The sequence below is a fragment of the Photorhabdus sp. P32 genome, assembly GCF_038085095.1.
Classification (GTDB): Bacteria; Pseudomonadota; Gammaproteobacteria; order Enterobacterales; family Enterobacteriaceae; genus Photorhabdus; species Photorhabdus luminescens.
Genome location: NZ_JAZGJN010000251.1, coordinates 19,671 through 36,471, shown reverse-complemented (window position 1 = coordinate 36,471; position 16,801 = coordinate 19,671). Strand labels below are relative to the sequence as shown.

11 protein-coding genes are annotated in these 16,801 nt (G+C 40.4%); 3 read left to right on the top strand and 8 right to left on the bottom strand.

Annotated elements, in window-relative coordinates; all coding sequences use genetic code 11:
* The first annotated feature begins 355 nt into the window (after positions 1-355).
* Positions 356-586 (top strand): hypothetical protein, encoded by a 231-nt coding sequence (locus V2H77_RS09675; RefSeq protein WP_341498624.1) that lies wholly within the window; start codon positions 356-358, stop codon positions 584-586.
* Positions 587-1,228: 642 nt separating this feature from the next.
* The gene (gene sbcB / locus V2H77_RS09670; RefSeq protein WP_341498623.1) at positions 1,229-2,659 is read left to right on the top strand and encodes an exodeoxyribonuclease I; all 1,431 of its coding nucleotides are present in this window, start codon (positions 1,229-1,231) and stop codon (positions 2,657-2,659) included.
* Between the two features lie 142 nt (positions 2,660-2,801).
* Here sbcB and dld read toward each other — a convergent pair whose 3' ends face one another.
* The 8 genes from dld to yieE form a co-directional block, all read right to left on the bottom strand.
* Positions 2,802-4,517 (bottom strand): D-lactate dehydrogenase, encoded by a 1,716-nt coding sequence (gene dld / locus V2H77_RS09665; RefSeq protein ID WP_341498622.1) that lies wholly within the window; start codon positions 4,515-4,517, stop codon positions 2,802-2,804.
* 195 nt (positions 4,518-4,712) lie between these two features.
* Positions 4,713-6,095, bottom strand: coding sequence for an APC family permease (locus V2H77_RS09660; RefSeq protein WP_341498621.1), 1,383 nt, complete (start codon positions 6,093-6,095; stop codon positions 4,713-4,715).
* A gap of 593 nt (positions 6,096-6,688) precedes the next feature.
* Complete coding sequence (locus V2H77_RS09655; protein WP_341498620.1) at positions 6,689-8,668, bottom strand: ligand-gated channel protein; 1,980 nt, start codon at positions 8,666-8,668, stop codon at positions 6,689-6,691.
* Between the two features lie 911 nt (positions 8,669-9,579).
* Complete coding sequence (locus V2H77_RS09650) at positions 9,580-10,380, bottom strand: ABC transporter ATP-binding protein (RefSeq protein WP_341498619.1); 801 nt, start codon at positions 10,378-10,380, stop codon at positions 9,580-9,582.
* Positions 10,377-11,456, bottom strand: a complete 1,080-nt coding sequence (locus V2H77_RS09645) for a FecCD family ABC transporter permease (RefSeq protein WP_376712554.1) — start codon at positions 11,454-11,456, stop codon at positions 10,377-10,379. Before V2H77_RS09645 ends, V2H77_RS09650 begins: the two co-directional genes overlap by 4 nt.
* A 24-nt stretch (positions 11,457-11,480) precedes the next feature.
* Positions 11,481-12,614, bottom strand: a complete 1,134-nt coding sequence (locus V2H77_RS09640; protein WP_265379248.1) for an ABC transporter substrate-binding protein — start codon at positions 12,612-12,614, stop codon at positions 11,481-11,483.
* Positions 12,615-12,941: 327 nt separating this feature from the next.
* Positions 12,942-14,423 carry an amino acid permease gene (locus V2H77_RS09635; protein WP_341498618.1) on the bottom strand — a complete coding sequence of 494 codons (1,482 nt, stop codon included), beginning with the start codon at positions 14,421-14,423 and terminating at the stop codon, positions 12,942-12,944.
* A 154-nt stretch (positions 14,424-14,577) separates the two neighbouring features.
* Complete coding sequence (gene yieE, locus V2H77_RS09630) at positions 14,578-15,441, bottom strand: DNA-binding transcriptional regulator YeiE (RefSeq protein WP_049584625.1); 864 nt, start codon at positions 15,439-15,441, stop codon at positions 14,578-14,580.
* A gap of 189 nt (positions 15,442-15,630) precedes the next feature.
* Here yieE and V2H77_RS09625 point away from each other — a divergent pair, with 189 nt between their 5' ends.
* On the top strand, positions 15,631-16,713 hold the full coding sequence (locus tag V2H77_RS09625) for a YeiH family protein (RefSeq protein WP_341498617.1): 1,083 nt from the start codon (positions 15,631-15,633) through the stop codon (positions 16,711-16,713).
* Positions 16,714-16,801 lie beyond the last annotated feature (88 nt).

Below are 16,801 nucleotides of genomic sequence, written 5' to 3'. Positions count from 1 at the left end.
ATTATTTAGGAATAAAATTATTAATCCAGCCGTTAAAAAAACAAGTTAAATAAAGGCAATTGATTGTATGGAATATTATTAAAATTTCAAATAATAAACATCCTCCATAGGATTCTATACTCTTTGAATTTTCGCAAATGATTTTATCTTACAATTTCTCACAAAATAGTATTTTTATGAAATCATTTCGAATGGAAATTTATATAAAATCAAAATGGTTCATTAGTTTATTATTTAAATACCTTACAAAAACCACTATATTTGTGATATTCGTCTTAATAATAAAATAAAAAATTCCTTATTGCCTAAACATAATTAAAATTGACGAAAAACATAATGATGACTAGGTTGGGTGATGAAAAAAATTCCTTTTGATTTGGATGGTTACGAAATCTCTTTTGGCCATGCACGTAGAACAAGAATTCCCATTATCAGAATAACCCACCCAAAAAATGGGGTTTCTATTAAGCCATTTTATAGTGTCAATAGAATAAATTTACTTGAAAGAATCCAATATGAAACTGGTTTAAGTGATCAATATATTGAATCTATTAATGAGCATTTTCAAGAGATTAATTATCCATAATAAGACTAAACATATTTAGGAAACTATATTCTAATTATATGCTTTGTTTTCATATAAAATCCATTAAACAGTTTATCAGATAACTAGTAAAAGGAGTTGATGAATTTCCTATAATACTATTAATAACAGGAAATTTCCCCCTGAAAAATATAATTATCAGTCGACTTCCCCCAGAGAAAGAATAACTCCTACGTTTACTAATTATAATCTATTTGAATTATGTGCATCATGATTTTTATCGTTATTTATCTAATCCTTTAGTGAACTTATCAAATATCTCATTAAATAAACCTCAATGTTGCATATTTTTACCGTCAATATTTAAATAAATTAAATTTGACATATTCACACTATTAATATTTTAGAAATTTCACCTACATTATTGAAGTAAATACATCAACGTAATCAAGGATAAGTGACCTTAAAACGTACAATTTTCTATTCTCATCCCAAAATGTTAATAATTGGCTTCCAATCGCAGAACAGAAAGTAGGAAAACATGTATGCAATATTGATTGCAATTACCTAGATTCTCTAAGATAGTAAGCAACAATTGTCTGTATTTTATGGCAAAAATGTCATCCATTCTTTGAAAAAACAGAAGAAACAAACAATTAACATATCATTGGACATTGAACAACAGTGAAAAATAGCAGCGAACAACCCACTTTCTACATCCACGACTACGAAACTTTTGGTCAACATCCGGCCTTAGACAGACCAGCTCAGTTTGCTGGTGTTCGTACTGATATGGATTTCAATATTATTGAAGAGCCATTAGTTATTTACTGTTCACCTGCTGATGATTATCTCCCACAACCAGAAGCTGTCATGATTACAGGCATTACGCCTCAAATTGCATTAGAAAAAGGGGTTAATGAAGCGGAATTTACCCGCCAGATTCACAATGTATTCAGCATACCGAACAGTTGTATCCTCGGTTATAACAATATTCGGTTTGATGATGAAGTCAGCCGGAATATCTTTTACCGCAATTTTTATGATCCATACGCTTATAGTTGGCAAAAAGGTAATTCCCGTTGGGATATGCTTGATGTATTACGTGCCTGTTATGCCTTACGCCCCGAAGGTATTGTCTGGCCAGAGAATGAAGATGGCCTACCTAGCTTTAAGCTAGAACATCTGACCAAGGCAAATGGCGTTGAACATTCACATGCTCACGATGCGATGTCTGATGTCTACGCCACAATCGCAATGGCAAAATTACTTAAAGAAGTACAGCCAAAGATGTTCAATTATTTCTTCCAGTTAAGAAATAAGCGGAAAATTAGCGCCCTCATTGATATCCCTCAAATGAAACCTCTGGTTCATGTTTCCGGGATGTTTGGCGCTGCTCGTAGCAACCTCAGTTTAGTTGCGCCTCTTGCCTGGCATCCAGTAAACCAGAATGCTGTTATTATGTGCGATTTAGCGGGAGATATTTCACCATTACTGGAATTGGATGCAGATACGTTGCGTGAACGTCTATATACCCGCCATGATGAATTGCAGCCGGATCAACCACCAGTCCCGATAAAACTGGTTCATATTAATAAGTGCCCGATAATCGCTCCCGATAACACTTTGCGAGCAGAAGACGCTGAACGTATTGGATTGGATCGTGATCATTGCGAAAGAAATCTAGCTATTCTACGGAATAATCCACAAATCAGAGAAAAAGTTGTAGAATTGTTTGCAGAGGCCGAACCTTTCCCTGAATCCGATAATGTTGACGCTAAGCTGTATAATGGCTTTTTTAGTGATGCCGATAAAGCAGCAATGAATATTATCCGTGAGACACTGCCTCAAAATTTACCTGCACTCGATCTGACTTTTCAGGACCCACGGATTAAAACGCTGTTATTCCGCTACCGTGCCAGAAACTACCCTGCTACTCTAACTTACGATGAACAACAACGCTGGTTACGTCATCGTCAAGATGTATTAACTCAGGATAAACTCAGTGAATATTTCTTTATAATTGAACAACTCTTTACTGAATATCAAGGCAACGAAGAAAAATGTCGTCAGCTTAAAGCACTCATGGAGTATGCCGTGCAACTGGCTGGATAATTAAACGGGTGGTGAATAAATATAAAACGGCGAGTCATATATACTCGCCTTTCTTTCTGACACGATAATTCTCTCATCAATCTTTACAGATTTAAACTTTCTTAGTACCAGCATGGCGTTGTAACTACTGAGAATATTGACATTAAGATCTTTTGCCCCAGTTTTTTAACTTGGATGTTTTCCCAATTCCTGGATTGAGAGTGTTAGTGGGATCAGTCATCCGATAAAAAGCCTTAAGTTGAGGCTTAGCCTGATATAAATGACCTACATTATGCTCTGCGGGATATTCCGCGCCTCTCTTATCAAGCAGTTCTATCATCTTTTCTTTCAATGCATGTACATCCACCCCTTTTTTAACAATGTAATCCTGATGGAACACGTAGCACATAAAGTGCCCACAATAAAGTTTATGTACCAGTACATCATCAAACTCTGGAGGTAATTGTTCAAACCATTGACGATCATTACGGCGCAAAGCGATATCAAGTGAAAGGATATTCTCTACTTCGTTACTATGCACCGCTTGATAACGGATCGCTGATCCACCAGCGGAAAAACGATGCAAGAACGCTTTAGCACCCTCCTCCGGTGTGCAAGCAAAAAAATCCCCTTCTACCCGGCTAAAATATTCTTCCAACCAGCTTCTGGCCTCTTCAACCCCATCACCAGACATCTTTAATATCAAATGGTGCTCAAAACGATTACGATATTCTTTCAAACGTTTAGGCAAGTGGGAAGGAAGTAAACGACTTAACCCCTGCATAATGCGATCGATAAGATTAGAAGGTAAAAATGGAACCCGGTTGAAAATAGCATCCATTCTCCCTTTTAAAGTAAAATAAGCCGGCATTTTATCGGTACCAAGCTTATCAATCATGATGAAAGTATCTTTACCGTAAGTTTCCGCAATATCAAAAATATCCCGGTGCATATATTCACCCGCCACCGGTAAATGATGAAAATTTGCTAATATATGGCGACGCAATTCCGTCAATACGCCAGTTTGGTTGGTACCGATATAAAATACTTGAGACAAAGGTTCGGCCGGAAAAGTATCGAGCCGGACCGCAAACACAACCAGCTTACCGGCACAACCTGAAGTTTCGAACAAACGGCGCTCGTCAGAATTGAAACGAGATGGAGTATCCGCATCTACGTCACGCACTCGTTGGGCATATTCATGATCAGATGCTTTACGTTGACCCTGTTCTACATCCTGATCACTGTAACGCTGCTCTTCCAGACAAGAGAGAATCTCTTCAGGTGTTTCTCCCAAATAGATACCCAGATGATTAATCAATTCTGGTTTACCGCTCTCATTAACCCGTCCATACAATGCCATTTCAGTATAAGCTGGCCCACGATGAACCAAAGAACCTCCTGAATTATTACAGATGCCGCCAACCACGGAAGCACCGATGCAGGAAGAACCGATAACCGAATGAGGTTCACGTCCCAGTGGCTTGAGCGCACGTTCAAGTTGCCATAATGTACTGCCTGGTAACGCAACTACCTGGTTACACTGTTTTAAAATCTGAATTTTATTCATGCGCAACGTGCTAATGATCACTATGTCACGATCGTAATCCTTGCCATTCGGAGTAGAACCTTCGGTGACTCCCGTGTTGGCCGCTTGCATTAAGATAATTTTATCTGCTTCAACACAGACCTTAAACACACGCCACTGTTCCACCAGCGAGCCGGGAAATACGACGGCTAAAGCGTCTCCCTGACCGGAACGAAAGCCTTTACGATAACGTTCAGTTTTATGGGGAGCAGTCAGGATATGAGATTTACCGACAATATTGGTCAGGGTAGTAATGAGTTGTTGATTTTGAGAGGTTTTTGTACCATTCATAGTCTCTTCCTTAATAAGAATCACCTCTCAGAGCATAGATTGTTTTTCTCCGTTTTCCGTTGAAATTTTTCTTATCTGTAAGCTACCTCGCTGTTTTTTTTCTTAAGCTCCCTTTTCTTCACTATTACGATAAATTAGCAACATAGTAAAAATAATGGCGCCAAATTCGGCGCCATTATTCTTTAATACTAGATATTAAACCATTTCAGAGCATTGAGGCATCGGCTGACGGAAGCGACGGGTCAGGAATACCATATAAACCAGACCAATTGCTCCCCAAGTTAGCCCCAATTCCATAGAACTTTGTTCCAAATTCATCCACAGTACACTCACTGTACAAGCACCTATCACAGGCAGTACCAAGAAATTAATTGTGTCTTTTAGTGTACGATTGCGACGTTCACGGATATAGAATTGAGAAATAACTGACAAGTTTACAAAGGTGAACGCTATTAACGCACCAAAGTTAATCAGAGCTGTTGCCGTAACCAGATCAAAAGTAATAGCAGATAACGCTACAATACCTACCAGCGATACGTTGACTACCGGAGTCCGCCATTTTGGATGAACATAGCCAAATATTTTTTCAGGAAATACGCCATCTCGTCCCATAACATAGAGCAGACGGGAAACCCCCGCGTGAGCCGCCATACCAGAAGCCAAAACGGTGACGCAAGAGAACACCAAGATAATGGCTTGGAACAGAGTACCCGCTACATACAGCATAATTTCCGGCTGAGATTCATCTGGGTTCTTGAACCGAGAGACATCCGGAAAATAGAGCTGTAAGAAATAAGAAACCGCAATGAAGATAACACCACCGATTAATACTATCAGGAAAATTGCTTTCGGAATCACCTTACCAGCATTCGGTGTCTCTTCCGACAACGAACTAATGCCATCAAATCCTAGAAATGAAAAGCACAAAATCGTGGCCCCAGTAATCATTGGGAGCAAACGGGCATCTTCAGAAACGAATGGTTTCGCACTCCATAAAGTTCCTACGCCTTCCCCGTTGTACACACCGTGGATCAGTAAACCCACAAATACAACCATAATGGCGACCTGAACAATAACAATTGCTGTGTTGAGATTAGCAACAACGTTAATGCCACGCAGGTTAAAAGCTGTCATCAGTAATGCAAAACCCACAACGAAGATCCACGGATCTACGCTAGGAAAAATGGCTTGAAGATAAATTTTCGCTAACAAGACATTAATCATCGGCATGAACATATAGTCCAATAGCGATGACCAACCCACCATAAAGCCAACGTGCGGACTAATGGATTTTTGTGCATAAGTATATGCAGATCCGGCAGATGGGAAACGTTTTACCAATTTGCCGTAGCTCAGAGCGGTAAACAGAATGGCGACCAAAGCAATAGCGTAAGATGTCGCTACGTGACCGTCAGTCAAACCAGAAACAATGCCGAAAGTATCAAAGATGGTCATAGGTTGCAGATAAGCAAGCCCCATCATCACCACCTGCATTAAGGTCAGTGTTTTTCTGAGTTGAACACGATTGTTCGCACCAGTCTGGTTGGCGCCTAGTGGGATTGCAGTATTACGAGACATGAGCGAAACCTCCCATAACTTCGATTCGCGTTATGACACTACTTAATCGACAGTTACTGGGAAGACTTCGCTTCTGCCTATAGGCAGGAGAGTTAGAGGCTGGATTATACGCAGAGCGCAACGCTCCGTAGTCATCAATGCAGCAGCATGTACCGATTGGTACAAGTGCAAAAGAGAATAATTGCTCCATATTTAGCGTTCCTCATTACGACAACCGATTCTCATTACGGTTGCTCGTGGGCCAATTATCTATCCGGCTCAGAGTCCGGCCTCTGGTACAGTAAAAAATAAGTCAAAGCAAAAAAAATAACCGACACATATAAACGCATCAGTTATTCTCTAGTGGGCGAATTCTGCACTTGAAGACCTGAAATAGCAATACTCGTCGCACTAAAAGTTCATTATTTTTTACCACACTCATTGATGACGCTATGGAATTCAACGGTGTTATAGACATTTCTTCGACGTGAGCTAAGTTTTAACACAACACAAAACGGATTGCTATTCAGTTTTACAGGTATAAGTAAAAACAAAAACCCCCCTTGTCAGCAACAAACAAGGAGGATTATGGCAATGTTAGTTAGAACGCGTTATTAAAAGTCGTAATTGATACCAATGTTATAACGACGACCATCCAATACTATATCATGGGTGTCTTCAGTGACTTGTTTTTCGAATACGTTATATACCCCCCCTACCAAGCGTAAACCTTCAGCCAGATAATAGCTGACACCGATATCTACAAAGGCATAAGACGGTGTCCCTTTCTCCATAGAGGTACGTGATAAATAACTCGACGTTTTACCACGGTAGTTAACACGGGCCCAAGCTTGCATTTCTGGTAAAGCCTGCCAGTTTAAGGTTGCATTCGCCATATGTTTAGGCATCTGATTCAAAGGCTTCCCTTTGAAGTAACCGCTCTTTTGCTCAGAATCAATATACGTATAGTTTGCCGCCAATACCCAGTTATCAACAATATCCCAGTTCATCGTCGCTTCTACACCACGCATATTGGCTTTATCAATGTTCACACGGTCACTGATAAATTTATAAGCAGTTCCATCAATAACACATTTGCCCTGAGACCTACCACTTGGATCAGTACAACGACGTAATTCAGTAATTTTGTCTTTAAATTCAGTGTTGAATATTGTTAAACCGATATTGAAGTTATCCCGATTGTTCCAGATAACACCAATTTCCTGATTGAAGCTCTTCTCCGGTTTCAAATCCGGATTACCGACGATAATCGCTGGATCACCACCTCCCCCCGTAATCTGCCCCCAATTAGATGCCGCCTGACGTAATTCTGGTGAACGATATCCTGTAGAAACACCACCTTTAATCGTCCATTGCTCATCAACATGCCATACACCATACAAACGTGGAGTCCAGTGATTACCGAAGTTTTCGTCTTTATCCATACGGATACCACCGGTCAGAGCAAAGTCATTGGTCATTTGCCATTCATCTTCAACAAATAACGCCCAACTCCAACGAGTCAGCTTATTGATATTTTTAGCAGAAGCCAATTGATTCCCGTCATCGCGCAAATCTTCATAACGATACTGACCACCGATACTCAATGAATGATCATCCAACATAAATACTGTATGAGTATTGAACAAATTATCGTAATATTTCATATCACGACCTGGGTTACGTGATTCATCACGCTGGAAGTACGTTGTCGATGTTCCAAAATCATAAACGCCATTATGGGTAATAGAGTAATTATTTCTTTTATATCGACTGTCACTATTACCTGGAGATCGCCAACTACTCGTCTTTGTTTTCCCTACAGTAGAATCACGATCTTGTTCATAACGTCCCGCTTCAAAATCAAAAGTATTCTGCTCATCGGGCGTGAAAGAGAAAGTGGCTGACCCGTTACGCATTTCCTGTTTGTTAAAACCACCGATAAATTTATCTTCATTACGATGAGAATACAGGCCACTCACTTTCAGCCCTAATAATCCATCAATAATTGGACCAGAAGTATACACACTACTTTGATGGCTATTACCTGATTTAGAACGTTCTTGCAAAGTGCCATCAGCGCGGAAGCTAGTTTTCCACTCTTTCTGCGCCTTACGGGTAATGACGTTAATCACCCCTCCCATCGCATCAGAGCCATAAAGAGAAGACATAGGACCACGAACTACCTCGATACGTTCTATCGCAGCCAATGGCGGCAACCACCCCTGTTCAATCCCTGGATTATCACGGTTTGGACGAGTACCACGGGTATCAACACGCTTACCATCAACCAGAATCATCGTATATTGAGACGCCATACCGCGAATACTGATATCACTGTTGCTACCACCACCAGTAACAACGACCCCCGGCACATCTTTCAATGCATCAGTCACATCACGATAAGCCTTAGTTTCCAATTGTTCACGGCTCACCACAGAAATAGACGCTGGCGCATCTTCAATTTTCTGTTGAAAGCCTGCTGCCGTAGTGACAAAAATAGTGTCATTACTGCTACTAGCCGCAAAAACTGAGCCAGATGAGATTGCAGCAATAACGCCTAACGCGATTTTTCTTTTATTAAAAACACCCATTCCCGATTCTCCAAGAGATATAATTACGCTTTATACCCTTCATCTTTCANNTGCTCCTGGGGATTCGTTCACTTGCCGCCTCGCTGCAACTCGAAATCTATTGGGTATATTTATCTATAAAAATGGATAATCAACATGTGCTCAAATAACGAGGATAAAATATCTACCTCTGTGTAGTTTTATTATTTTATTAGTTTGCTTATATCTTATCATTATAAGACACAAGACAATATTCTATATTAATCACAACAATCCATCTTATTAACTCATTCCATTTACCATCCTTCGCAGTAAAGAGTGAATCTCAGCATTAACCCGACAAAAACTGTAGTTTTTAAATACGGATAGCTTTTAAATACACAGTAATACAAGGCAAATAAACTATTCCTCATGTACAACAATGCACGTTCTGATTTTTGTGCGCATTCTGCGCTTACGCTTTATTACAAATATAATTTAAACAATAAGTTAAAATGAATTTTCAATCTCTAGCTTTGAAATCAGCGCCTGTAAAATACCCCCTTAATAACCGTGTTTAATTTCTTACCATGTCACAAAGCAATATTAATATCCTATACAACTACTTAAGGTAATGATATTAAGACAATATGTTTTTCGTGATACCAATACCATGACGTGATATTGATAATTAAAATTCAGTTCACTAGTGATTCATTTAATAAAAATAAATAATCAACACACGCCAAAATAACGAGAACAAAATATTTATTCCTGTGTAGTTTTATTAGCTTACTGACATCTTATTACTATAAAGTATAAAACTATATTTTTATTGACTATAATAATCTATCCCATTAATTCATTCTATTTAACACTCTTTACAGTAAATAATAGACTTCAGCATTATCCAGACAAAAAGTGCAGCTTTTAAATATCATTTAAATAATAAGTTAAAACGAATTCTCACTCGCTAGCTTTGAAACCAATCCATCAACCAATACTTGGGGAATGCCCTGAGAACAACGCTCAATTCTGCCTTTAACACCATAAACCTGTGCCAGACTCTCTGGCGTAATAACCTGCTCAGCAGTCCCTTCAGCAATTAAATTACCTTTTTGCAACATTAGAACATGGTCACCATGACGCAAAGCGATATTAATATCATGTACAACGACCACAGTAATAATATTCCGCCGATAAGTTTCTTGCGCCACCAACGCCATTACGTGATATTGGTAATTCAAATCTAACGCACTAAGAGGTTCATCTAACAATAATAACGTTGGCTTACGAATTAACGATTGGGCCAATCCGACCAACTGTTTTTGACCGCCAGATAACTGATCTAAATAACATAACGCCAGATGTTCAATTCCCAACTGACGCAACAACGACATTACCTCTTCTTCACTGGTTTCAGAATGACGCCCTCCGGATGCTCGTTGAGCAACGATAATCGATTCCAATACATGCAAATGAACACCAGCAGGTAAGCTTTGCGGTAAATAAACCACATTGTCCGATCGCTGGATAAAATTCATCTTCATCAAATCTTGACCATCAAGCCAAAGCTGACCTCTTGCACGATTTAAACCCGCCAAAGAACGTAGCAGTGTTGATTTACCGCTACCATTTGGCCCCAACAGTACCGTAATTTTCCCACGCGGCAACGGAGCAACATTCAGATTTTCAATAACCGAATGTTTAGGATAACCCGCAAAAAAATTGCTAATGGTTAGTCCCGGGTTCATATATTCCCCCTATGACGTAAAATTATGCTAAGGAAGAATGGAACCCCAACTAACGCAGTAACTATCCCAACCGGAATAACAACACCTGGGATCAGGTTCTTCGAGGCGATGGACGCCATAGACAACACTAATGCGCCAATTAAAGCGCTAGCTGGCAAATAGAAACGATGATCTTCACCAAACATCATACGGGCAATATGTGGCGCAATTAAACCAACAAAAGCAATCGGCCCAACAAATGCAACGGCTAAAGCGGCGAGAATACTGATACGCAATAATGCCCCCAAGCGCAGACGACGAACATCAATACCAAAACTGATTGCACGATCTTCACCCAAGCGCAGCGCTGTCAGTCTCCAGGAATTCATCATTGAAATAGGAAAAACAGCTACAAACACCAACAACATAACACCCAGTTTTATCCAGGTTGCTCTGGCAAGACTACCCATTGTCCAGAGTACCAACCCCTGAAGGGTGTCTTCCGTTGCAATAAACTGCATCATGGAAACCAATGCGTCAAAGGTAAAGACCAATGCAATACCAAATAATACTACCCCAGACGTAGCAACGCGCGTCCAACGAGTAATCGTATCCAGCACCAATGCAGCCAACAAAGCAAAAATGAAAGCATTTGCAGAGATGAACCATTGATCAGGCACGCCTGGAATACCAATACCAGATACAATCGCCAACGCAGCACCAAATGCAGCCGCCTGAGCAACTCCTAAAGTAGAAGGACTGGCTAATGGGTTATTTAAGATCGTCTGCATTTCCGCGCCAGCCAGCCCAAGAGACAAGCCAATCACCACCGCCATCAAGGCGTAGGGTAAACGGATATCCCAAACAATTACCCGTGTACCCGCATCCATACTCTCTGGCGACACTAAAGTCTGCCAGAGAGATGACAAAGATAAACCTGACGGCCCTATCGTAAAATCTAATACCAGTGAAGCACCAATAATCAGCACGATGAATACCATCATCACGATACGGCGGCGTAAAATATATCGGTAATGGACTTTTACACTGCGGTCATCTAATTGTTGTTTCACCATTGGCTCGGTAGTGGCGCTCATTATTCCCGTTACCTGACTTACTGATTACTTTTCACTGATCCAATAAACCCCTGATGGATCAACTGCCAAGAATTTACTGTGCAATTCATTCAGTGTCTTTTGCGGATCTAAATCTGCAAATTGCTTAGGATAGAACCATTTAGCAAATACTTGAGTCGCTACCACATTATATGGAGAGTTGTAGTAGTTATGCCAAATCGCATAGTCTCTGCCCTCTTTGACCGCAGTCAACGAGCTAATACCTTTACGTTCAGTCAGTTGTTTCAGGCTGGCTTTTGCTAGTTCAGGCGTAGATTGCGCTCCCAGTTTTATACCAGGTTCATTACTGTCTGGCGCTTTTGCGCCACTAGCAATATAAATATAAGGGTCAACTGCAATAATTTTTTCGAGGTTCATATTACCAAGCACACCTGGCAGAACACCTTTAGCAATGTTTTTACCACCGGCCAAATCGATAAAGTTACCCATATTACCGTCACCGGCAGTCGCACAACAGTCTTCAAAAGCACCCGCTCTTAAATCGATAAATACTGTTGGTTTTTTCTCTTCCGGGATTTTATTGGTGATATCAGTCACCAGTTTTACATTTTTTTCATAAAAATCGGCATACTCTGCCGCTTGTTTTTCACGATTTAGTACCTTACCTAACATACGAATGCTCGGTAACGTGTTCTTTAACGGCTCAGTACGAAAATCGACGAATACAACCGGAACGCCTGCCTTTTCAAGTTGGGCAACCAATTCGCTGTCTTTTCCAGGACCATGACCAGACAGACCAAAAATGGCAATATCCGGATTGAGAGTTAATACTTTTTCAGAGCTGACACTTTCAGCGCTGGTATTACCAATCAAAGGAACCTTGTCAATCTCAGGGAATTTAGCTTTATAGACGGCGTAAGACTGTGGGTCCAATTTGCGGAAATCACCTTGCCAACCCGCGATACGGGCCAAAGGTTTATCACCTTCAAGTAAAGCGATAGCGTGGAACAAACGGCCTTCGCCCAGCAAAATACGATTTACATTCTCAGGAACTTCAACAGTGCGGCCAACTATGTCGGTGACCGTTTCAGCCCATGAGGCGAAACTTGCCATGACAGCCGAACCCGCTAACAGGCCGACACCGATACTCTTTGCTATGGATCGAGATATAAATTTCATTTTGTTAGCCCTTTGATATTAATAATTATGGCATTAACAATAGGACAAATGAGAATACTTATCAATATGATCTACACAAATTTTGGTAAATTACGTGATTAATTGTATGATTAACGCTATGAAAAATAAAAAATACCCATTTGATCACAAAATGGGGGTTTTCTTTTAATTTCTTATCAATAACAGCTTATCTATTCAAATAAATAAAACATTAAGATAATAATAAATTAATCGTGAATCGAATTTAAAAAGCCATAAAACTAGGCCGGTAGGAATTTTTGAAAAAATTCCTACCGGCCTGTTAATCACGATCTAACGTATTCACATTCACTGATTTGCGATATCAGGAAATTTCATCTCGCTATATTTGATAAAACGAGTTTTCTTCACTAATTTGTAACCAAACCAAATCAATAGGAATAGTGGAATACCAATATAAGTTGCAGTTACACCATACCAGTCAATTTTATCCTGTAGAAATGCTTGATAATTCTGCCCTAATGTAATGATTAGACACAAAACAAACGCAAAGATTGGACCAACCGGAAAAAATCCTGAACGATAAGGTAATTGACTTAAATTTAATCCCTGAGCTATATAGCCACGGCGGAAACGATAATGGCTGATAGCAATCCCCAACCATGCAATAAAACCAGTCATCCCAGAGGTATTCAACAACCACAAATAGACGGTCTGGTTACCGTACATTGAACTGAGGAAACACAACGCAGCAACCACTGTTGTTGCATACAAAGCATTACGCGGTACACCGCCTTTGGATAATTTACCAAAAATTCTTGGTGCTTTACCCTCTTTTGCCAATGTGAACAACATACGAGTCGATGCATACATACCTGAATTACCCGCAGACAACACAGCCGTCAAAATAACCGCATTCATCATAGCCGCGGCGGATAACAAACCAGCGTTTTCAAACACTAACGTAAACGGACTGACACTGATATCACCGACCTCATTACGCAGTAGGCTTGGATCAGTATAAGGAATAATCAAACTAATGATCAGGATTGCAAAAATATAGAACAGCAGAATACGCCAGAATACCTTACGTACAGCGCTGGGAACATTTTTCGCCGGATCTTTTGACTCACCCGCAGCAATGCCAATCAGCTCGGTTCCCTGGAAAGAAAACCCAACTATCATTGCTACGCCAATCATGGCAGAGAAGCCGCCAGCAAAAGGCGCATCACCAACAGTCCAGTTATGCCATCCAGCACCTTCTGCCCCTTTCATGATACCGGCTATCATCAGTAATCCGACCACAATAAAGACAATAACCGTGCTGACTTTGATTAAAGAGAACCAGTACTCAGCTTCACCAAATCCTTTCACTGAAATAAAATTTAATAGGAAAATCAGCGCGAGGAATAGCGCACTCCAGATCCAACCCGGCATATCCGGCAACCAATAACCCATAACCAATTGAGCCGCAACCAAATCCACCGCGATAGTCACCGCCCAGTTGTACCAGTAGTTCCAACCCAAGGCAAAACCAAACCCTTCTTCAACATATTTAGAACCGTAAGTTGAGAAAGAACCGGAAACTGGCATATAAGCGGCCAATTCACCCAAACTGGTCATCAGGAAATAAACCATCAAACCAATTAATGCATAGGAAAGTAATGCTCCGCCAGGCCCTGCCTGTGAAACTGTCGCACCTGAAGCCACGAATAACCCGGTGCCTATTGATCCGCCAACGGCAATCATCGCCAGATGCCGAGCTTTCAATTCACGTCGCAAATGTTGCGCTACTGGTTTCCCGGAGACACTTTGTTGTTGTTGAGACATTCTGTTCCTGTTAGCTGCGAATAAATCTGATGGCGGATTGTAACAAATCCTCACTATCAAAATAGCGAGGAAGCTCTGTTATAAGATACCTTCATAATTCAGAGAAAATTATAAGTAACACAGCTAATTTTGGATTCTAGACAGAACGTAAACTTTACCGGCAATAACTGAGCAATTTTTGCAAAGCGTTAGACATGTGCTTTTGCCGATGATGAATCAGATACAATGTTCTGAAAAGCCTTAATTCTGGCACTTTTAACTCCAGTAAAGTGCGATTTTGCAATTGCTCTGCAACGACTCGTCTGGATAAGCAACTGATGCCCATACCAAATTTGACCGCATGCTTTATCGCTTCAGAATTTCCCAACTCCATCAAAATCTTGAACCCAGGTAAACGCGCAAATAACAGATGATCCAGCACTTCTCTTGTACCCGATCCGCTCTCCCTTAATATCCATGATGCCTTAACCAAATCATCCAATTTTAGATCCTGCTTAGCTAACGGATTTTCAGGAGAAGAAAAAATAACCAGCTCATCCTCCATCCATAACTGAGTTATTAACTCAGGACTATGACAAGCCCCTTCGATCAAACCAAGATCAACACGGAATTCCAGCACCGAATTGATGACATCCTGCGTATTACTGATATTTAACTCCAGCGGCGTATCAGGAAAATCTTGACGATAATTTGCCAGCATTTCCGGCAACATATAATTCCCAATGGTGCTACTGGCAGCGATACGTAACGCTCCCAACTCCTGTTTGAATAACTGCTGAATTTCCCCTGCCTGCTCTAGCAATGCCAAAGCCTTGGGATAGAGTAAACGGCCATGTTCATTAGTCACCAACCGCTTTCCCACCCGATCAAAAAGCTGTACGCCAAGCTGGCTTTCCAGATCCGTTAATGAGGCGCTCACTGCGGACTGAGATAGCGCCAATTGCTGAGAAGCTTGCGTCGTTGAGCCGCTTTTCAATACCTCAGTAAAAACTTCCAACTGCCTCAAGGTGATGTGCATATTGCCCCGCAAAATATGGTGTCAGTCAAAGTTAGCTTGTTTTAATTTTATACAGTAATAAACAACTTAACAAAAATCCTCTTTTTTACCAATTTTTTAGATTATATATAAAGATATTATCAATTTTAATGATAACTCAATCTGCTATATGCTTATGTTTAAAGCATATAAGCAAAGTGAGAAACATCTATGTCTGACATTCGTGCTGAAAAATTCAGCAAACAATCATCTATTCCCGGTATCAAATTAATACCGGGGTTAATACTGGCGGCAATACTGACTGCAATTTCAATATATGCCGGAAATATTCCGTGGTTTATTAATATGGGACTGGGCACATTAACACTGGCGATCCTCGCAGGGATCATTACCGGTAATACTGTCTACCCTTTACTCAAATCTTATTGTGATGAGGGTATCCATTTCTCAAAACATTATCTCCTACGGGCAGGGATTATTCTTTACGGTTTCCGTTTGACATTTCAACAAATTGCCGATGTTGGCGTTACCGGCCTTCTGATTGATGCGGTGATATTGTCTTCCACTTTTTTTATTGCAATCTGGCTAGGCAAATCACTCTTTAGATTAGACCAGCAAACGGTAATATTGATTGGCGCCGGTAGCAGTATCTGCGGTGCAGCCGCTATTATGGCAACAGAGCCGGTAGTCAATGCCCCTGCCAGTAAAGTTGCTGTTGCGGTATCGACAGTTGTTATCTTTGGCACTATCGCTATTTTTATTTATCCGTGGTTTTATCAATTCAATGAGTATTATCAATGGTTACCACTTACTCAGGAAACTTTTGGTATCTTTACTGGCTCCACCATTCACGAAGTTGCTCAAGTTGTTGCTGTTGGACATGCTATTAGTGATCAAACGGAAAATGCAGCGGTTATCAGTAAAATGATCAGGGTTATGATGTTAGCGCCGTTCCTGTTGCTATTATCTCGTTACATTAGCCGTTCCTGCACCAAAAATGGAAGAAACCATCAGAAGAAAACACCAATGACTATACCCTGGTTTGCGGTGATTTTTATTGCAATAGCGGGTTTTAATTCTTTCAATTTACTCCCCGCAGCAATAGTTCATGCTCTGATTAATATCGATACTATTATGCTCACTATGGCAATGGGAGCGCTAGGTTTAACGACTCATGTGAGCGCCATCCGTCAGGCCGGATTTAAACCCATTTTATTAGCTCTAACTTTGTTTGTATGGCTGATAACAGGTGGTTTTTTGATAAATCTGACCATTCAACATTTATTTGGTTAATCAGAATCGATACGGAGAAATTTCAGCAACATATAACCTTTCCATTCTTAATGGTTCATTGAGTGGTTGAACAATGCCATAATGAAAT